Raw genomic sequence first — 19,805 nt, 5'->3', positions numbered from 1 at the left:
TCGAAAGGCACGAATGACAAAGAATCCCTCGAGCGATGTGTTCCTGCCGGAAGGCGTCTATCAAGCTAGAAGCTAGAAGCTAGGGGGCGGCGTGGGATCAAAGCGATTTTCGTAGGTATCAACAAACATCTTGACGCGACGATCCCCGAACTGGGCGAGGCCCGCCGCGATGCTACAGCGTTGTGGGCGCTGTTCACCGACACTGTCGAAGGCTTAGCCGGCCGACTGCTTGTCGATGAGGCCGCCACGCATGCAGAGGTGTCGCAGGCCATCCTCGGAACGCTGTCGGCCGCGGGCCCGGACGACGTGGTCGTCATCACATTCGCTGAGCATGGCTCTTCCGATGGAAACCTGGTCCTATTCGATACCAACGCAGCCGATCTTTCCAGCACAGGCCTGTCGATGGCGGGCTTGGCCGATGCCTTCAAGGCGACGAAGGCGCGTGCGGTGCTGTGCGTGCTTGACTGCTGCTTCAGCGGCCAGGCGCCTGCACGCGTACTAGAGGCTGCAGCGCGCCCGCGAAGTTGGTTATAAATATATAAGTCGCGATTTCTATCGGTGGCTATCGCCGGCCGGCAGAACGGGTCGGCGACAGAACTGACGGTAAGCCCCCACGGTCGGATCCAGACGGTATGGACTCCCGACGACATGGTGCGGCTAGGAGCCGTCTTCTCACAGAGCATCCGGTTTCGCTGCCCAAGGTGCTTTCGGCACGAACCTCTCGGCAAGAAGATCCACTACGCGCCGCACCTTGGCCGACAAGTGCCGGTTCTTCTGCCACACCGCATGGATCGGGAAGCCCTGGGTTCCGACCTCGGGCAATACACGCCGCAACCGTCCAGCGCGCAGGTGCTTGGCAACCAACCAGTCGGACAGCAGTGCGATGCCATGCCCCGCCAGTGCGGCATCGAGGATGGCTTCGCTGTGGTTCAGGCCCAGCCGCCCGCGCACTGCCAGCGCTTGACTGCGGCCGTGGCGGTCGAGGAAGTGCCAAGGCCGCGCCTGCCCGCCGCTACCGAAGGTGATGCAGGCGTGCCGGTGCAGGTCGTCTGGGGTTTGCAGTTCGCCGTGTCGGGTCAGGTAGTCAGGATGAGCGACCATCACGGCTTGCTGAACGCCCAAGGGCTTGGCGACCAGCGTAGCGCTGTCTTGCAGCGGTCCGATGCGGATCACTAGGTCGATGCCGTCCTCGACCAGATCGACCCGGCGATCGGTCAGGCTCACGTCCAGTTCGAGCGCGGGGTGTTGCGTGGCGATTTCAAGCAGCGCCGGCAGCACCCAGCGTCGGCCGAAGACCACAGGCAGATCGATGCGTAAGCGCCCGGCCAACTCTTGCCGTTGCGTCGTCGCCTGCGCCCGTGCGTTCTCCAGTTCCGCCAAGGCCCGATGGCAACCGTCGCTGAACCGGCGACCTTCTTCGGTCAGGCTCAGGCGGCGCGTGGTCCGCTGGAACAGCCGCGCGCCCAGCGTGGTTTCCAAGCGGGCGATGCTCTTGGCGACCCCCGATTTGCTCATGTCGAGCCGCTCGGCCGCCAACGTGAAGCTGCCTGCCTGCACAACCTGCATGAAGACGGCAATGCCTTGGAAAGGGTCTGGTGTATTCATTGCCTGCCTATTGACGAACTGTGGTCAACTTTCTTTCGATCTGACGATCATATATCCAATAGCAATTCGTCAATAGCATGCCTCGCTGGAGCAGCCTGTCATCAAGGCTGCCGATGTTCTTGCGAGGCTTCGATGCCGCAATCGGCTCTTACGTCCACATTCCGTCTGAATGGCGCGCTGTTGCTGCTGGCGACCTGCGCCGGGCTGGGCGTGGCGAACATCTATTACCTTCAACCGGGTCTGTCCCTGGTGCAGTCCGAGTTCGATGCCGGCCCGGAACGGGTCGGCTGGGTGCCGACCCTGACGCAGATCGGCTACGCGCTGGGCATGCTGTTGCTGGCCCCGCTCGGGGACGTGGTGCCGCGACGGTGGCTCATCTTGGTCAAAACGGTTCTGCTGGTGCTGGCCCTGCTGGCGGCCGGCGTCTCCCCCGGCCTTGGCTGGCTGGTGATCGCCAGCATCGCCGTCGGCCTGCTGGGCAGCATCGGCCAGGATTTCGTGCCCATCGCCGTCCAGCTGGTCCCCGACGAACAGCGCGGCCGGGCCGTGGGCACCGTGACGACCGGGTTGCTCAGCGGCATCCTGCTGTCGCGCACCCTGGGCGGCTGGGTCGCCGAGTCCCTGGGCTGGCGGGCCATGCAGTTCGTGGCGGCTGGCCTGATGCTGGGGGTGATGGTGATCGCCTGGCGCACCGTGCCGAACCTGCCGCCCGCCAGCCGCAGTCGCTACGGCGCGCTGATCGCCAGTTTGTGGACGTTCTGGCGGCAGTATCCGGCCTTGCGCTTGGCCGTGATGGCACAGGCCCTGCTCGCGTCAACGCTGGGCGCGTTCTGGTCCACGCTTGCCCTGGTGCTGGCGGCTGCGCCGTTCCACCTGGGCGCCGGCATAGCTGGCACCTACGGCATCGCCGGCGCGGCCGGCGCCCTGGCCGCGCCCTGGTTCGGCCGCCTCAACGACCGCCACGGGCCGCTGCCCGCCATCCGCCTCGGATGCGCGCTGGTGATTGTGGCGTTCCTCGGCATGGGAATCCTGCCGCCCAGCCTCTGGAGCCTGGCGGCCGGTGCCATGGTCTTCGACCTGGGCGTGATGGCGGCGCTGGTTTCGCACCAAGCCATCGTCAACGGGCTGGACCCGCAGGCCCGCAGCCGCCTCAACGGCCTGCTGATGACCGGCGCAATGATTGGCATGGCGGCAGGTGCTGCCATCGGCAGCGCCGCGTGGGCACATGCGGGCACGCTGGGCCTCTACGGCTTTGCGGCAGCGGCCGGGCTGGCGGCGTTGGCCATGTCCTTTCTTCACCATCTCCCTGGAGAACATCCCCATGACTAAGACTGTCGAAGAACGGCTGTTCCGCGCTCCCTACCTGCAACCCCAACCCGGCAGCGACCGGCCGCTCACCGTGTTGTGCTCATTGCTCTCGCGTGCCGACAACACGCCGCTGGCCGAGCGGCGGCGTGCCGACGGGCATGTGCTGGACCATGCCGGAAACGCCATCGCCGACCCGGCGACCGATGCTACCGCCAATGCCTTCGAGGGGAATCCGAACCTCAACTTCGAGCATTGGGGCGAATATTGGCGCAAGGTGCATGGCGTGCGCTTCATCCATGCCGAGGAAGCAGACGACCGCAGCCTGGAACGCCTGCTGCGCTACGACCAGTTGCACCGTTTCGCGCCGGGGCCAACCCACACCGACGCGCCGCCGTATCGCGCGCCGGTCGATGAACATGGCCGGTTGTGGCCTACCGTCATCGGCCATGTCGAAGCCTACCGGCGTCCGCGCTGGGACGGCATCGCCTACCTGAACTTCGCCGGCCCCGAGGACATCGCCGTGGTGCTGGGCAATGCCCGAGTGCGCGAGAAAATCCTGCCCGAAGACCGGGCGATTTTCCGCGACATCGCCCCGGTGCTGGCGCGCCAATACGTCATCGTGCCGAGCGTCACGGGCTTTGATGCCGTCACGCTGGTCAAGCTCCATGTGCGCGATCCGGCAATCAGCCGCGCAGCCTTCCAGCAATGGTGGCTGCACGAGCATGCACCGCGGGCGGCGGCGCAGTCCAAGGGTTGGGTGCGGCGTTATGTGCAACTCCACAACATCGGGCCGACCGAGCCGGGCGAGCCGCTGTACCACCCGCAAGCCAGCACTATCGACGGCGTGACGCTGATGAGTTTCGTCAGCGTGGATGACCTAGAGGACTTCCTGCGCAGCCCTGAATACAAGGCGATCGCCGAGGACGAAGCGCCGAGGACGGACGTAGCGGCCAGCGAATGGTGGACGACCATCGGTATGGTGCTGGTCAATCGCATCGCCCCGGAACGAGCAACGGACCCAAGCGCATGAACTAAGTGAGAGACGAGGCGGCTATATGGAATTGCGCCATCTTCGCTGTTTCCTGGCCGTGGCCGAAGAACTGCACTTCGCCCGCGCGGCATCCCTTGCCGGCCCACAAGCGCATCCCGCTCGAAGAAGTGCTGCGTTATCCGCTGGTGCTGTGCGATCAGCCGGCGTGCGAAGGCCATGCGCGACACGTCCGGCACCCGGCACAGTTCGCTGACCGACCAGACGTACCGCTTCGCGCTTGAACTCGTCCGTGAAACCTCTTCTGGTCCCTGCCATCCTTCTGCTCTCCAGGCATCATCATGCCGTCTGATGTGTTCGGAGACATAGGGCAAGGCTATAGAGCTGGAAGCGCCCGCTGACGCGGCTGACGTGAACACCCGCGGTTGATGGGAACAAGAAATGGAGTTCGAACGGTCGTTCCCGGAGGATGCCTCATTGCCGGCGAGCGGGCTTGAATGGCGCTAACCTAGGCTCGCGAATGTCCTCTATGCCACATTGACCGCAGAAAACGGGACGGACGAAACGGAGGTTTTGCAGCCTGGCGCGCAACTGGATCATTGAGGAGGATCAAAGAGGATTGTCCCGTGTGGGGCTACCGTGGTCAGAGCCAACATCTCGCCTTAACCAGGAGAAAGGTCATGAAAGCTCTCGTCTATGAAGGAGTGGGTCGGAAAAGCCTGCAGGATAGGCCTGTTCCGAAAATCGATGCGCCAACCGATGCGATCGTCAGGGTGACCCGTACAACGATCTGCGGGACCGACTTGCATATTTTGAAGGGCGATGTGCCAACCTGCACGCCCGGTCGCATTCTCGGGCACGAGGGTGTGGGAATTGTCGAAGATATCGGTGCCGGCGTAACGCAGTTCAAGAAGGGCGATCATGTGCTGATCTCCTGCATTTCCTCCTGCGGCAAATGCGAATATTGCCGGCGGGGCATATATTCGCACTGCACCACGGGCGGCTGGATCCTCGGCAACACGATCGACGGTACGCAGGCCGAATACGTACGTATTCCCCATGCCGATACCAGCCTCTATCCCATCCCGGCCGGCGCGGATGAAGAAGCGCTGGTTATGCTAAGCGACATCTTGCCGACGGGCTTCGAGTGCGGCGTGCTGAACGGCAAGGTCCAGCCTGGCAGCACCGTCGCCATCGTCGGTTCGGGGCCCATCGGACTGGCCGCGCTGCTGACCGCGCAGTTCTATTCGCCGTCGGAGATCATCATGGTCGATCTTGATGATAACCGGCTGGAGGTGGCGAAACGCTTCGGTGCGACGCAGACGGTCAAGGCCAACGGTGAGGAGGCCAAGCAACGTATTCTCAGCCTGACCGGGGGAAAAGGTGTCGACACGGCGATCGAGGCCGTCGGCATTCCTGCGACCTTTGAGTTCTGCCAAGAGATCATCGCGCCCGGCGGCGTCATCGCCAATGTCGGCGTGCATGGTGTGAAGGCCGACCTGCATCTCGAAACACTGTGGTCGCAGAACATATCCATCACGACGCGGCTGGTCGATACGGTTTCAACGCCGATGCTGCTGAAGACGGTGCAGTCGGGCAAATTCGATCCCAAAAAGCTGATCACCCACCACTTCAAGCTCGACGGGATTCTCGACGCCTATGACACCTTTTCGCGGGCTGCCAGCACACAGGCGCTGAAGGTCATCATCGAAGCGAGCTGATTCGGCAAGCAATGAATGCCCCAGGCGGCAGAGCCTGCCGCCGCGTTGCGTTTCGGCACCTGTCGCCAAGTAGGCCTCCGAGGCGCGTTGACCTTGCACGGCTGTCTGGACTTCCCGTCCGGCGGGCGGCGTCATAGCGCAATGAACGAAACGGCTTATCGTCGATGAGCAGGAGTCCGAAGACCGAGGGAAGACGGCGATGAAGCAACTCGACGCCGATCTTCAGGCCGGCTTCCTGGGAATTGGGGGAGGGCGGGTGCGGCGGTGTTGCCCTCGTGCACCTTGTCCACGCTCTCCTTGACGAGGCCGACTGCGTCTGGGCGATGCCGGCACGGTCACCTTGTATGAGGCGGAGCGGCCACCGACATGGCTCGGCCATCTGTCTTTGGCGCAGCGCTTCCAATATCTGGGCAAGGGACCGTTCGATTGGCCGCCTGTGTCGCTCACAGTGGAGGTATCCGCAGCCGCGTTGTCCGAACAAAGGCTTGGCGTGGCACCAGGCTTCCCCGGCGCCGATGCCTTGGTTTGCGCCACGCCGGAGCGGGCCATGTTGGCGTTGTGCGGTGAGGTCTCGGACGCCGCCTTGATTTAGGAGGTGGATGCGCTGATGCAGGCCACGACCCCGCTGCGGCCTCAGCGGGTCGGTCTGTTGCTGCGCCACTGCCACAGCATCAAGGCCAAACGGCTGTTCTTGGCGCTGGCCGAGCGCCATCGCCATGCCTGCCTCGGTTGTCAGTGGACATCGATCTGGCCTGGTTGCCGGTGCGTGACTATGCCGAGGACGCAACGCTCATTGCCAAAGCGCTTGGGCGGCTGGCTGAGGTGCTGCGTGGCCGGCCTTTGCAACTGCAAGTGCAGTTGTTGGCAGGCGAGGGCGCGAACGTCACGCGGCTGGTCGCCAGTCGTGGCCGTGCGCGTGTGCAGATCGAAACGACGCCGGTTATGCGCGGTACGGTGCATCCGGCGCGGACCATGGTGGTGCGCCCGAGGGTCGAGGAAGGACTTTCCTTGTCTACCTGACGTATAGCCCCAAGCCCGACTGGGAAATGCCGGCGCCTCGCGTGTCCGCGGATTTTGCAGCGACCTTCGAAGCGCACTTCAAGGGCATGACGGCCGAGCCTATTGAAAACGGTAAATCTGCTGATACCGATTTTGGTGCTTTTTTCCGTGAACCTGAAGAAGGCAATGACGGTAGGGGTTCCTCCGGCAAGCTACGCCATTCCTGACACAGGCTATTGATGCTGCGGAACTTGTTCGCGTGCCGGGACCTTCTGAAGTGGTAGCAGATCCATAACGTCGCAGAACAAGGGGCGTTGCTTCCAGTCGTTTTTGTCGCCGACCACGTAGAAGCGACTTTTGGCGCGCGTCGCCGCGACGTTTAGAAGGTTGGGCTCCGATACCGCCCAGTTGCGTGCACCTGATCCCGCCGTATTGCCACCCAGCACCATGATGACGACCGGCGCTTCCTTGCCTTGCATCGTATGGATCGTGCCGGACACCATCTTGCTGCCAAGCATGCGCTTGAGATTTTGCTGGACTTCCTTGAAGGGCGTGATGACCGAAATGTCCTTGGCGGTGACACCATCTTCATGCAACAGCGCGAGCAACTCGCGTAGAGCCCGGCCTTCGGCGGGCACCCAGTTTCCTTCGGAAGAACCGCTGGCTTGTATCCAACCTGTCGGCAGACTGGCCCGTGTTTCCTTGTCCGCGCGCGGCGCCATCGTTCCATACACCATCGCTCCATCATAGGCGATGCGGTTGGCCAACTCGTGCATGGGCCTGTCGCAGCGACGATGTACGACCAGCGGCAGCCCCACCCACGTCTTGCTGTCGGCCGGTCCTGCCATGCGACCCCAAGGGGTGGCTTCGTCGGCCAGCGTCTGAGCGGACTGATGGTTGGGAAGCCAGTGTGGCTCGACACGGTAGCGTGTGCGCATGTGTTCCAGCACCGCATTGGATACGGTGACAATGGGCTTGAATTGCAGCGGGTCTCCCACGAGCAATGCACGGCGGGACCGCCACAGCGCACCCACCGCCGCCTGTGGTGAGGCTTGGCCGGCCTCGTCCACGAACAGCCAGCCGATCTCGCTGGCACCCAAAGAACCAAATGAGCGAGCGAATGATGCGAAGGTGCTGCTCAGTACCGGTACGACCATGAACAGCGAAGCCCACGCCGACCGAATAGCATCCCCTGAAAGCCCTTGGTAGCGCGAGCCTGTCAACAGGCCATTGATGAAATACAAGTTGGAACGTATTCGGGACGCCTCCAACTCGAAGAACGTCTGATGGAGCTTTAATGCCTGGATGAATACGCGCGCACGTGCTTGCCGCCAACCTTCGATACGCCAAGGCTCGGCCAACTCGATCGCATCGCCGCGACCGATGACGCCGCCTTGTAACCACGCGAGCAGATGATCGGCCCGGTAGGTAGTTGCCAATCCAGTGGCATCGCTGGTCAAGGCTTGCTCTTTGTCCTTCGATCGCTGAAGCGCCCCGTGCGCATCGGCGATCTGCTTTTCCAAGCTCCCCCTCGATGCGTCCAGTTGCTTGGTCAGGCGTGCGATTCGCGCGAACTCGGCGCTAGCCAGATCACGCTGGCCTTCCAGCAATGCCTGCGTTCTATTCCAGTCGCGTTGAGTCCTCCACAGGCTGAACAGGTTCGCCAAGAAACCCGGTTTGCGGGTTTGGTGTTGCGCAAGTGCGTCCAGGCACTGCTTGAGTGCCGTGTTGGCGGGGCGGCTTTCCTCCGCATCCAAGCGCGAGAGCTGATTGACCGCATCGGTCAGCTCCTGTTCGAGTGCGCGAAGCGCTTTGGACTTGTCGGCAATCGTCTTCCTGGTTTGGCAAATAGCCGGGATCAGCTCATGTATGTGATTGGCATCCGAGCATGCTTTGTGGGCCTTCGTCTTGACCGCTTCATAATCAGAGACGGCTCGCTGCCACAAGGCTTGGCGCTCCTCCGAAGAACGAGTGGCGTTGACCTTGGCATTCGCGCCGAGCCACCCCAGGAAACCCTTTGGCCCTTTCTCTGTCGGGGGTGGCGCCCCATCCTCCTGATATCCGTCGCTCTCATCGCTCTTCGCTCCTGTGAAAGCATCGGAGAAAAGACTGTCGACGATGTTGTCGACGTCCGTATCAGATTCGAGGTCGGTATCGTCTTCGGCTGCGGAGTCAGCCTTGCCTTCGCTGCCGGAGGGGCGCTGACCATAGAAGTAACGCTCCACGAACCTGGTCCGCCGCGCCTTGCTGCCCAATGGGCCGGAAATCAGCCCCCAAGCGGGCTTGCCGGCAACCAGTTCCCCTAACTCGGCGAAATACTCGGCTTCAGGGAGCCAACTTTCGTCGATCTTGTCACGCTGGGGCAATTCAAGCGTGACGTTCTCCACCGCACCATTATTGAACGAAGCAACCACGATCTCGAAGCCATACAGTGCCGGCTTTAGCTTGAAACAGGCCTGCTGCTTGCCGCCGTCGTTGGCGACTTCGCGTCCCTTGCTCATGAACCCGTCGGAGGCACGACGCAAAGTGGCAAGCACGTCAGCCCGGCTGGTGATGATGGCGGCAATCAAGTCGCGCAATAGGGTTGTCTTTCCGGTGCCAGGCGGGCCATTGACGCCCAGTAACCCCTGTCCATTGGCCAGAGTGGACAGAATCGTGTTGACGGCCAGTTGCTGGGAATGAACGAGCCCCAAATGATGCTCTGTAGGCCAGCAGCTGTCGGCATAGGCATCCGGCATCAATCGGTCGATCAATGGCAGCGATGCACGGTGATCGTCCACGTGCAAACGCGGCTGGGGATCGTGCCGACGTAAATATTGAGCCAACGGCTCACTTTTCACGCCTTTGCCGATGTTGTCGGCAACATAGGCAAGATCATCGAGCAGGAAACTGTTGAGCGGATCGTCTTCCGATTCGGGCTTATCAGGATTCACGGGCTGGGAGCGAAAGCGAAATCGATGGCGATCCATGTCGCCAAAGAAGTCAGCTATCCCAAGAAACTGGCGAATCCATTGGGTCAGTTCGCGCAAAGCGTTGCTGGACACCTGTTCTTCGAGCAGCGTCTTCGCGTAGTCGCCGGCGGTTTTTTGATCGTCCTCGAATCCTCGGGTCCAGTCCTTTCCGGCCAGCACCCGTCCCAGGAACCACGCTTCGCTGGAAAGCACGACGCTGTCATCGACCAATCCGCCGTCCATGGTGAATTTTGCCGCGAACAGGGCCGATTCACGGCAGTGCGGCTCTCGATAGCCTTGATCGGCGCCATAGACTTCTTTGAGCTTATTGGCCACCAGCCTGCTGTCATACAGATGGGCGAAAAGCGTATGGCTCCATACGCGCCGCTTGGGCAGGCCCTGTTTGCTGACGACGCTTTCCGCTACCCACGGAACGATGGGGCGCTGTATGGGTGTATCGTGGATGAGCGCCTCGTATGGGCCGCTACGTTTTTTCAGCTTGGGTGCCGACTGTGGTTGTAGCAACTCGACGGCATGCCAATACCGGACGATGCTCTCTTGGTCGTTCAATATTCCTTCCCCTCACCCTGAGGTTGTGCCTCGTCCATGTAATCCGCTCGGCTACCTTGCCGTAATAGCATTGCAATTTGTTACTAATGCTGCAATATTAGCGCTACTTATGCAGCCATGGCGGAAGAAGCGCGGCCAAGACGGCCAGTGTCAGCTATGCACCTGAATTGGCGCCCGACGCACTGGAGCAGGCCTTGGTGAGTGGTGAAGTGCCTGCTCAACGCCCAAGCGCAACGCGGCCCGCACCAATCGGGATCAGCCGTCGGCAATGCCGATTTCGTCGAGAAGAATCACGCGCGCATCCCCACCGATCCCGAATATCGCGCAAAGTGCATCGCCCACCCTTCCGGGATGGGCTGAATGGAGTTCGGCTATAGTCCCGATCCGGATTCCAGGATCGAGATCCGGTGCGGCTAGCCTGAGACAAGGGGAGAATGCACATGACGGCCAAGAAGGGGAAGCCGGGATTTTGGGACAATCTCATCGTGCCGAAGGGCGGCCTATTCGGCGCGCAGCTCGCCGGTTGGACGCCGGGACCTGCCGCGAAGTCGGGACTCGGATGCCGCGTCCTGGCCGACCAAATGGTGGAGGTCGCTCCCTCCATCGCCTTGGCGGCCGACGTCTATGTGCCCAAGGCGCCGGGCCGCTATCCGGCTGTCGTCGCCTTCGCCGCCTATTCCAAGGAGTTGCAGGCCGCCGGCGTCCCCACCGGCAACAACGAGACCGGCAGCCCGCCAGTCTTCACCGATCGCGGCTATGTTCATGTGACCGTCACCCGCCGTGGCATGGGTCGTTCCGGCGGAGCCGACGCCATCTACCTCAACGACACGGACGTGGAGGACCACGCCAAAGTCATCCAGTGGGTGGCGGACCAACCCTGGTGCGACGGGCGGGTGGTGCTGTTCGGCACGTCCTACTACGCGCTCACGCAACCGCAGGTGGCGCGGCTGCGCCCGCCGGCCCTGAAGGGCTTCTTCGCCAACGAGATATGCACGGACTATTTCCGCCACATCGCCATGTTCGGCGGCGCGCCGCAACCCGATTTCTTCGCCCTCTGGATGGGCGCGAACTTCACGCCCCTGCAGTTCAGACTGCACGTGCCCCCGCTGCTGCGCGCGCTGTTGAGCCACATCACCAACTCACCTCTCAAGCAGATGTGGTGGCCGCAGCTGAAGAAGCGCATGACGCGAATCATGAAGGCATTCCAGCGGCAGGTGTCGACGGAGCAGACGCGTCAGCGGTTCGCCGGCCTCACGCTCGACGGCAAGACCCGGGCGACGAGCGTGCTGCCGCCCGGCCCTGCCGGCGCCCTGGGCGACATCCAGGTGCCGTTCGTGGTGGTGCAGAACACGGGGTACTTCAATCTGCACCAGTTCGGCGCCTACGACCTGTTCGAGAATGCCGGCACGCCGAAGGATCAGCGCTGGCTGATCGTCGGCCCTGCGGAGTATGAGCTGCCGGTCTATGTCTGGCAGCTCGAGGCGCTCGCCTTTTTCGACCATCTCGTCTACGGCGCGGACAACGGCTACGCCGGCCAGCCGCGGGTGCGATACTGGACCGAAGGCGCCAAGGAGTATCGCGGCGCGCAGGACTGGCCGCTGCCCGGCAGCACGGCGTTGCGCCTCTATCCGGCGTCCAATGGCGACGACGCCGCCACCCATCGTCTCGACCGCGCGCCGGGCGAGGGCGGATCGAACCGATGGGCGGCGGTGCCGCTCGGCGCGACGGTGCCAGCGGGCTTCGACGAGGTGGAAACCCAGCGTCTCACCTTCGAGTTGCCGATCGAAGAGGACATGGAGTTGACCGGTCCGGTGACGATGAGCCTTTCGTTCAGTTGCAACGAGATAGACTCCTACGTGCTGGCCCGGACCGGCATTGTCTCGGCGGATGGCGGCTACCAGATCCTCTCCATGGGCGGCATCCGACCTGCCTGCCGCAGGGTCGAAGCGGCGCGCTCCACCATGACTGAGATCGCGATCGACATCGACACGCCCGAGCCCCTGACACCCGGCGTGCCGGTGACGCTGCGCTTCAGTCTTACGCCGCAACCCGTGGTGCTGAAGCCTGGTGAGCGCTTGCGCCTCGACATCGCCAGTCGCACTGATCTCCTGCGCAGCGACGTGAGCCATGGGCACGTCCAGTTCGACATGCAGGTGCCGCCTTATTACGCGCGCAATACCCTGCATTACGGGCCGGACACTTTCATAGAGCTGCGGCGCACCGGTAAGGGCTAGGCTTGCGCTTATGTCCGCCGGCCGCCGTCGCCTGGCCCCCGCTTCGAAGCGTTTCTCGCCGTCAGCCGCGTCTTGGCTGACGCCCACCACGCGTAGTTCGGTAGCATCGGCTTGCCGCTTACTCCGTTTCGACATTGTCGATGGCGTTCCCTCTTTCCGGTCAGGTGCGCGGCCCGATGAGCGGGGCGACATCACCATCGAGATCACGACTGCGGCTGCGAAATCATTGAACTCGTTGCTCAGCGCCGATCCCGCATACGGCGACGCCGCCGACCACTTCATGCAATCCGGTGCTATGCGGGTGCATGGAGATCTCTCCAAGCTGGGAGCATGGTTGCAGTACGTGCATGATCCGATCGTCGCACGCACGATCTAGTGCGGGCGTGTCGGACTTCACTGCCACGCGGGCCGATTGGGTGGAGAAGAGCTCGTCCTTTCAAGATTTTTTCCGGTTGGAAGTAGGCCGATCGTTCTCCAGCTCCGCAATAAGCTCTCGGGCAGCTAGTTCCGCCCGCCTGCGTGTGTCTTGCGCCGATGGAGCCGCCAGCCCAAGGAGCACACGATAATCATCGAGACCAACCAATCGATCGAAGAAGTCATGGCAGATCTTGCGCCGTCGCTTCACCGGCAGACGGGACGTCTCGTCGCAAGTCGACAGAAAAGCATCCAGCCTTTCAACGTGCGCGTTGATCAGGCCGTTGTACGCCAACTCTCCGAGGTGAGGAAACCGTCGTATCTCGGTCATGACTACGCGAAGCAGATTGACCGTCTTCGCGCCGCGGATGCGCTCCTGGAACATCACGCCGATAAAGAGCAGGATGTCCGCGAGCGGTTTCTTCATCGCCTCCTCGATCCTGGCCGACTCTTCCATGTCAACCGGATGGCAGGCACTTTCCATCACGGCAGCGAAGAGATCGTCTTTGGTTCGAGCATGGCGGTACAGCGTCATGATTGAAACGCCAGCCTCACGGGCGATGCTCTCCATTCCACTGCCGGTATAGCCGTCTCGCACGAAGGCCTGTTCCGCCGCCGCCACGATTGCAGCGCGCTTGCGGGCCATCACTTTCGCCCTCGGATGATCGGGGGACCACTCTTTCATGCCTCGTTGACTCCTAACGATAGTCTGTATTATCGTTATAGCGATAATCAAGGTTATTGTTACATGGAAGACAGATCAATGGTCCTCGCTATCGAAAGCGGAAACTCATTCTTGCTGCGGATGCGTCGCCGCCCGATCAAGAGCGCGCTGATCGGGCTCGCGATATTGCTCTTGGTGGGGCTGCTTTGGTTCGTCTGGACATTCGCGCCGATCCGGCTCGATGTGCCGCAAATCGATGTCGGGGCACTGCCGCCCGCTACGCCTCCGGCCGCCATGTCGATCAGCGCGATGCCGACAGGGACATATGAAACCCCTGCGGCGTTAGCCTTTCGGGGCGGTTCGTGGAGTGAGAAGCGCGCATTCGCCGCGACCGGCGTCCTCGTCCGGCATCCCAAGGGCGACCTGCTGATCGACACCGGGTTCGGTCGGAATGTCGAACAGCAATTGCGGCTGCTTCCCTCGCTTCAACAGTCGCCTCATCACCTTGGCACGCCCATCATCGATCAGTTGGGGGAGGCGGGCGCCGGCGCAATTACGGCCATCTTGCCGACCCATGCTCACTGGGACCACATCAGCGGCGTGGACGATTTCCACGGCATCCCCGTGCTGGTCAACGATGCTGGCCAGCGTTTCATCGGCGCGCATGGCGAGGGCACCGAGGTGCTCAACAGCTTCCGTAATGTTATCTATCGGCCGTATCATTTCGATGGCGGATCCTACCTCGGTTTCCCAAGCAGCCATGATGTATACGGTGACGGCTCTGTCGTGATCGTGCCGGCGCCGGGCCATACACCTGACTCGGTCATCGTCTTCGTCAGTCTGCCCACGGGGAAGCGCTACGCCTTTATCGGCGATCTCGTTTGGCAAATGGAAGGGCTGACGCGGCCAGCGGAGAAGCCTTGGATGATGAGGTTCCTGATTGGTGAAGACCGCTCCGAAATACGGACAGCCATCGCGCGCATCCGCGCCGCAACCGCGCGCTACCCTCAGATCACGGCGGTTCCCGCGCATGACAGTCGTGCGTTCAGCTCGATCGCTATCTATCCGGCATCCACCCGCTGATCCGGGTCGGTGTTGTGCTTCTAGCCCGCTGCTGCATCGTATCGAAAGAGTCGATGAGGAAGGGCTAAGGTGGTGTGGAGCGCGGACAAGCGGGCTCAAGGTCGGCCTCGCGTAATATGTCCACCAACTGTTCTTCCGTAAATCGGCTCTTCTTCTGACATCCTTCCCGGTTGGGAGCCGTTGTCTCAAGTTTTGGCCGGAGCGAACCCATGAACGAGCTGCAAGCGACCGCACATTCCATCGCCAGTAAACTCAAACAGCATGGGCACACGCTCGCTACGGTTGAGAGTTCGGCCGGCGGCCTGATTTCTTCGAGCTTGCTGGCGGTGCCGGGCGCCTCGGCGTATTTCATCGGCGGCGCCGTTGTCTACACGGCGCAGTCGCGGCACGCGCTGCTCGACCTGCCGCTGACGCTGCCGGATGGAATGCGGTCGGCGACCGAAGGCTACGCGGCATTCCTGGCCGAGGGCCTTCAGCGTAAGTTGAATACGACCTGGGTGCTGGCCGAAACCGGCGCAAGCGGACCAAGCGGAAATCGCTATGGCGATGCGGCGGGACATGCCTGTCTGGCGGTGCGTGGTCCGCAGGGGGCAACGCTCACCGTGGAAACAGGCGATGCCGATCGCTGGCGCAACATGCAGGTGTTCGCCGCCGCGGCCTTGAAGCTGCTGGACAGGTTGCTGGTTTAGATGCGATTCATGTACGGCGGTCAACAGCAGTCACAAAGCAAGACGTCATTGACCACGTTGCGCGGCCGCGACCCCATGCGGCCGAAACCGAATGCCGCCATGACGTCATGGCAGATTTCCATCGCCTCCTGCTCGTCTTCGGCGCCGGCGACCCGGGGCCAGGTCACCAGCACGCGCCTGGCTTTCATCTGCTCCACGAACTGTTGCGGCACCGAATCGCTGCCCACCACGGTCACCGACTGGATCCGCGCCGGCAGGCCACCCTGCAGCGACGACAGGATGTCCCCGCCGATGATCAGCGCCGCCGTGTCGGCGGGCAGCTCGTCGGCATGGCTGCAGTATTGCACCGCGAAGAAGTCGTCCAGCCGACTATGGGCGGCGCGCGCCAGCGGCAGCAGGCTGACGCAGCGGTGGCGCTGCAGCGAGAGTCGCATCAGCGGGCGTCCTCCAGTATCCAGTCCGAGGCGCGTTCCGCCAGCATCAGCACGGGCGCGTTGATGTTGCCCGAGGTCAGGTCCGGCATGACCGAGGCATCGACGATGCGCAGTCCGGCAACGCCGATGCAGCGCATCCGACTGTCCACGACCGCCATGGGATCGTCCTCGCTTCCCATCCGGCAGGTGCCGCCGGGATGGTGGACCGTGATGGCGGTCTTGCGGACGAAGGCGTCGATGGCAGCATCATCGACCACGCCGCCACCTGGCGCCAGCTCGGTGGCGACGTAGTCGCCAAGCGCGGGCTGATCCAACAAGGCGCGCGCGATGCGCACGGAGTCGCGCACCCGGGTCCGGTCCGCGGCGCAGGCCAGGAAGTTCTGGTCGATCCGGGGCGCCGCCAACGGGTCCGCGCCGCTCAGGGTGATTCTGCCGCGGCTGCGCGGATGCAGCAGCACCGTACGGACGGCAAAGCCGTCGGCGAAAGGCTTGCGCACGGGTTTGAACCAGGGGTAGGCGTTGAAAGGCGCCGCCGTCAGCAGAAATTGCAGATCCGGCGTATCGGCGCCGTCCGGCTGCACGAACCCCACGATGCCGCCCGGGACGTCGCCGGCGAAGCCCTCGCCGCCGAGATAGGCGCGCGCCATCGAGACCCCGATGCGGTCCAGGCGCATGCCGCGCACGAAGGGGCCGGGCTCACGGCGGCGCGCGGTGACGATGACGGAGATATGGTCCTGCAGATTCTCGCCCACGCCGGCGCGGTCCAGTCTGATGGGTATGCCGGCGTCGCGCAACGTGCGGCCGGGACCGATGCCAGAGTGCATCAGGATCGCGGGCGTGTTGATGGCCCCGGCGGCCAGGATCACCTCATGGCGCGCCCTGACGGCCGTGGTGCGGCCCTGTCTGAGGAAGCGCAAGCCGACCGCGCGGCTGCCCTCGAAGTCCACGCCGAGCACGTGCGCCAGCGTGACCACCGTCAGGTTGGGACGCCTGAGCGCGGGCCGCAAATAGGCCGTGGCGGCGCTGCAGCGCCGCCCGCGCCGGATCGACATCTGCAGGCGCGAGAATCCCCCCGCCGGCGAGGCGTTGTAGTCGTCGAGCCAGGGATGGCCGGCCTGCCGGGCAGCGGTGGAGAACGCGTCGAGCAGCGGATCCTGGTAGCGGCAGCGCTGCACCCGCAGGGGGCCGCCCGCGCCGCGGTCGCCGGTGTGGCCGCCTTCCCAATCCTCCAGGCGGCGGAAATAGGGCAAGACGTTCTCGAAACGCCATTGCGGCAATCCGTATTGGCCCGCCCAGCGCGCGTAATCGGCGGGATGGCCGCGCACGAACGCCATGGCATTGGTCGACGAGCTGCCGCCGACCACCTTGCCGCGCGCGCATTCGATGGCCCGCCCGTCGGCGTGGGCGGCCGGTTCGGCATCGTAACCCCAGTCATGCAGGCGGCGTTGCAGGATCTTGCCCCATCCCAGCGGGATGTGGATGAGCGGATCGCGGTCCCAGGGGCCGGCCTCGATGACCAGTACCGAGACCGCGGGGTCCTTGCTCAAGCGATTGGCCAGCACGCAGCCCGCGGAGCCGGCGCCGACGATGATGTAGTCGTATTCCGGCTTCATGCGGGGCCCACCGTCCTGAAGTTGATGTGCACATTCTTTTCCCGGGTGAAGGAGATCATTTCGCCGATGCACTCATCGCGGCCGATGCCGGATTGCTTGGCGCCGCCGTACGGCGCGCCGAGGAAGTGCTTGCCGATTTCGTTGACCCAGACGAAGCCCGCATCGATCTCACGCGCCAGCCGGTGGGCGCGCGCCAGGTCCGCCGTCCAGATCGCGGCGGTCAGGCCGACGTCCAGGCTGTGCACGGCCGCGAGCATCTCTTGCTCGTCGTCCCAGGGAATGAGCGCCAGCACGGGACCGAAGAACTCCTCGGTAGCCAAAGGCGAGTCGGCGGCCACGTCCGCAAACACGGTGGGTTCCAGGTAGAAGCCGCCGGCGGGAACGCCGGCCTGGGGAATGCCTCCGCCGGCGATCAGGCGGGCGCCTTGCGCCACGGCGGTGTCGATCGCCTGCTTGACCCGGTCGCGGTGTTCGCGGCTGATCATCGCGCCCATCGTGGTGGCGGGGTTGGTGGGGTCTCCCGGCACGAATGCGGCGCAGGCCTGGCTCACCTTGGCGCAGACTTCGTCATAGATGGCGCGATGAACGAAAGCCCGGCTGGTGGATCCGCACGATTGCCCGCACCACGTGAAGTTCATGCCGTCCACGATTGCGTTCGCGACCCGCGTCGGATCGACATCCGGGCAGGCGATGAATGGGTTCTTGCCACCCAGTTCCAGTGCCACCGGCTTGAGCCGCGCCGCCGCCGCCTGCATGACGCGGCGGCCGGTGGCAATGCTGCCCACCAGGCCGATCATGTCGACATCGGGACTCGCCGCCAGCGCGGCTCCGGCCTCGGCGCCGCCAGGGACCAGCGAAAAGACGCCGGGCGGCAACAGATCCGCGATCAGTTCCGCGCAGCGCAGCGCCGACAGCGGCGCCTGCACCGGCGGCTTGATGATCACGGCGTTGCCCGCGGCCAGCGGCGCGGCCAGCTTGCCCATGGCGAACAGCAGCGGATGGTTGTACGCCACGATGCGAGCCACTACGCCCACCGGTTCGCGTTCGGTGTAGTCGAGCGCATCGTGTCCCATCGGGATGGTGTCGCCCTTGAGTTCCGTCACGAGGCCGGCGAAAAAGTCCAGCAGCGCGGCGGCGACCATGACGTCGGAGCCCATCTCGGATACCGGATTGCCGCAGTCCAGCGCGTCCAGCAGCGCCAGTTCTTTGGCGTTTTCCCGCAGGCGCTGGGCCATTTTGCGCAGGACGGCGGCGCGCGCCAGCGGCGCCGTCCTGCGCCATAGCCGAGCACCGGCGCGCGCGGCGCTGGCGGCGCGAGCCACGTCCTGTATGCCGGCGTCGGCCACCGCCATCAGCCGTTCGCCGGTTCCGGGCGCCACGACGTCGGTCCAGCGCTCGCTCACCGGCGCGTGCCAGCTGCCGCCGTAGAAGACGCCATTGCTGGCGGGAAGCCGCAGTTCTCCGGAGGCGGTCTTATGCGTATGGGTTGCCATCATGTTGCCTCACCGCTTCAGAGGTTGCGCCTTATCCAGGAAACGCGTGTCGAAACCCTTGGTATCGTCGAAGGAGGGCGCCAGCGCGCCTTGTTCCTTGAAGAGCGTCGCCGATGATCGCCACAAGGCCGGATCGATCCAGCCGATGCCGTGTGTTTTCGTCTGCTCGCTGAAGAATGTGAAGTCCAGGTCGGCGCGCAGTTGCGCCAGCAGCATGTCCTTCTTGCCCTTGTACTCGGGGTTGTTCTTGATCAGGGTGTCCACGGCGGCGTCCGGGTTCTGGATCACGTCGGCAAAGGCCTTGGCATACGCCGTCACGAACCGCTGGACGAGGTCCGCGCGTTGGGCGATGTTCTTGTCGGACGTGAAGACGCCTGAGCCGTAGCTCTGGATGCCCAGGTCCGCGCCATGGAGAATGGACAGCGAACCGGCGCCGCCGGCCTTGTGCTCGAGCTCGGGAACCTCTGCGTCGATATAGCCCGGCACCACGTTCACGCGGTTCAGGAGCAGCAGGTTTTCATAGGGTGGCGACACGGTCGACTGTTTGATGTCCGTCAGTGACAGACCGTTCTTGGCCAGCACGGCTTTCAGAAAGATATAGGTGGAGCCGCTCGGATGTACGCCGACGTTGGCGTCCTTGAGTTGCTTGGCGTTCTGCAGGTCGAAGTTCTTCTTCAGCGAAATGAGCGACAGCGGGGTCTTCTGGTTGACCGCCAGCAGCGCCGAATTTTCCACCCCCTGCGTCCGCCCGACCATCAACGTGGTCAGATCGGCAAAACCAAAGTCCGCATTGCCGTTGGCGACGAGCCGCAAGGCGTCGGTCGATCCGGTGCCCTTGCGGATCGCCGTGACGTCTATGTCTTGTTCGGTGAAATAGCCTTTCTCCTTGGCAACGAAGAAGGGCGCGTGATTGCCGCGCACCACCCAGTCCAATTGCACCGTCACTTCGTCCTTGGCATGGGCGGCGCCGCCGAACAATGCCAGCATGCCGAACAGCGCGCTGAATCTCCAACTCGATCTCATGTTCTTCCCCTTGTTG

General features: G+C 63.5%; 15 protein-coding genes and 3 pseudogenes. 11 read left to right on the top strand and 7 right to left on the bottom strand.

Annotated features, from left to right (window positions below; all coding sequences use genetic code 11):
* Positions 1-180: 180 nt before the first annotated feature.
* On the top strand, positions 181-534 hold the full coding sequence (locus tag ACNA0R_RS04920) for a hypothetical protein (protein WP_415824826.1): 354 nt from the start codon (positions 181-183) through the stop codon (positions 532-534).
* Positions 535-672: 138 nt separating this feature from the next.
* Here ACNA0R_RS04920 and ACNA0R_RS04915 read toward each other — a convergent pair whose 3' ends face one another.
* Positions 673-1,605: a LysR family transcriptional regulator gene (locus ACNA0R_RS04915; protein WP_415824825.1), complete on the bottom strand. Its 933-nt coding sequence runs from the start codon at positions 1,603-1,605 to the stop codon at positions 673-675.
* A gap of 180 nt (positions 1,606-1,785) precedes the next feature.
* Here ACNA0R_RS04915 and ACNA0R_RS04910 point away from each other — a divergent pair, with 180 nt between their 5' ends.
* The 6 genes and pseudogenes from ACNA0R_RS04910 to ACNA0R_RS04885 form a co-directional block, all read left to right on the top strand.
* Positions 1,786-2,934 carry an MFS transporter gene (locus ACNA0R_RS04910; protein ID WP_415824824.1) on the top strand — a complete coding sequence of 383 codons (1,149 nt, stop codon included), beginning with the start codon at positions 1,786-1,788 and terminating at the stop codon, positions 2,932-2,934.
* On the top strand, positions 2,927-3,943 hold the full coding sequence (locus tag ACNA0R_RS04905) for an EthD domain-containing protein (RefSeq protein ID WP_415824823.1): 1,017 nt from the start codon (positions 2,927-2,929) through the stop codon (positions 3,941-3,943). The genes ACNA0R_RS04910 and ACNA0R_RS04905 overlap by 8 nt, the downstream gene beginning before the upstream one ends.
* A 77-nt stretch (positions 3,944-4,020) precedes the next feature.
* A pseudogene (locus tag ACNA0R_RS04900) lies at positions 4,021-4,134 on the top strand (LysR family transcriptional regulator); the annotation flags it as partial.
* Between the two features lie 447 nt (positions 4,135-4,581).
* Positions 4,582-5,622, top strand: coding sequence for a zinc-dependent alcohol dehydrogenase family protein (locus ACNA0R_RS04895; RefSeq protein WP_415824822.1), 1,041 nt, complete (start codon positions 4,582-4,584; stop codon positions 5,620-5,622).
* 607 nt (positions 5,623-6,229) lie between these two features.
* Positions 6,230-6,283: pseudogene (locus ACNA0R_RS04890) on the top strand (hypothetical protein); the annotation flags it as partial.
* Between the two features lie 59 nt (positions 6,284-6,342).
* A pseudogene (locus ACNA0R_RS04885) lies at positions 6,343-6,749 on the top strand (nucleotidyl transferase AbiEii/AbiGii toxin family protein); the annotation flags it as partial.
* Between the two features lie 105 nt (positions 6,750-6,854).
* On the opposite strand, the gene ACNA0R_RS04880 reads toward ACNA0R_RS04885, so the two are convergent.
* Complete coding sequence (locus tag ACNA0R_RS04880) at positions 6,855-10,142, bottom strand: AAA domain-containing protein (RefSeq protein ID WP_415824821.1); 3,288 nt, start codon at positions 10,140-10,142, stop codon at positions 6,855-6,857.
* 440 nt (positions 10,143-10,582) lie between these two features.
* On the opposite strand from ACNA0R_RS04880, the gene ACNA0R_RS04875 reads away from it, so the two are divergent.
* A complete protein-coding gene (locus tag ACNA0R_RS04875) occupies positions 10,583-12,376 on the top strand; it encodes a CocE/NonD family hydrolase (protein ID WP_415824820.1) in 1,794 nt (597 codons plus the stop codon).
* Positions 12,377-12,386: 10 nt separating this feature from the next.
* Positions 12,387-12,752, top strand: a complete 366-nt coding sequence (locus ACNA0R_RS04870; RefSeq protein WP_415824818.1) for a hypothetical protein — start codon at positions 12,387-12,389, stop codon at positions 12,750-12,752.
* Between the two features lie 60 nt (positions 12,753-12,812).
* Here the strand turns inward: ACNA0R_RS04870 and ACNA0R_RS04865 are convergent, their stop codons facing one another.
* Positions 12,813-13,475, bottom strand: coding sequence for a TetR/AcrR family transcriptional regulator (locus ACNA0R_RS04865; RefSeq protein WP_415824817.1), 663 nt, complete (start codon positions 13,473-13,475; stop codon positions 12,813-12,815).
* Positions 13,476-13,538: 63 nt separating this feature from the next.
* Between ACNA0R_RS04865 and ACNA0R_RS04860 the strand changes: the two genes are divergently transcribed.
* Both ACNA0R_RS04860 and ACNA0R_RS04855 read left to right on the top strand, forming a co-directional pair.
* A complete protein-coding gene (locus ACNA0R_RS04860; RefSeq protein ID WP_415824816.1) occupies positions 13,539-14,537 on the top strand; it encodes an MBL fold metallo-hydrolase in 999 nt (332 codons plus the stop codon).
* 209 nt (positions 14,538-14,746) lie between these two features.
* A complete protein-coding gene (locus ACNA0R_RS04855; RefSeq protein ID WP_415824815.1) occupies positions 14,747-15,226 on the top strand; it encodes a CinA family protein in 480 nt (159 codons plus the stop codon).
* Positions 15,227-15,246: 20 nt separating this feature from the next.
* On the opposite strand, the gene ACNA0R_RS04850 is transcribed toward ACNA0R_RS04855, so the two are convergent.
* The 4 genes from ACNA0R_RS04850 to ACNA0R_RS04835 are packed head-to-tail and all read right to left on the bottom strand — an operon-like array spanning position 15,247 to position 19,789.
* On the bottom strand, positions 15,247-15,660 hold the full coding sequence (locus ACNA0R_RS04850) for a hypothetical protein (RefSeq protein WP_415824814.1): 414 nt from the start codon (positions 15,658-15,660) through the stop codon (positions 15,247-15,249).
* The gene (locus tag ACNA0R_RS04845) at positions 15,660-17,273 is read right to left on the bottom strand and encodes a GMC family oxidoreductase (protein ID WP_415824813.1); all 1,614 of its coding nucleotides are present in this window, start codon (positions 17,271-17,273) and stop codon (positions 15,660-15,662) included. Before ACNA0R_RS04845 ends, ACNA0R_RS04850 begins: the two co-directional genes overlap by 1 nt.
* Positions 17,270-18,769, bottom strand: coding sequence for an aldehyde dehydrogenase family protein (locus ACNA0R_RS04840; protein WP_415824812.1), 1,500 nt, complete (start codon positions 18,767-18,769; stop codon positions 17,270-17,272). Before ACNA0R_RS04840 ends, ACNA0R_RS04845 begins: the two co-directional genes overlap by 4 nt.
* A 6-nt stretch (positions 18,770-18,775) precedes the next feature.
* Positions 18,776-19,789 (bottom strand): ABC transporter substrate-binding protein, encoded by a 1,014-nt coding sequence (locus ACNA0R_RS04835; protein WP_415824811.1) that lies wholly within the window; start codon positions 19,787-19,789, stop codon positions 18,776-18,778.
* Positions 19,790-19,805 lie beyond the last annotated feature (16 nt).

The sequence above is a fragment of the Bordetella sputigena genome, assembly GCF_965137885.1.
GTDB classification, from domain to species: domain Bacteria; phylum Pseudomonadota; class Gammaproteobacteria; order Burkholderiales; family Burkholderiaceae_B; genus Bordetella_C; species Bordetella_C sputigena.
The sequence above is the reverse complement of the archived record's forward strand: the minus strand, read 5'-3'. Positions and strand labels throughout refer to the sequence as shown.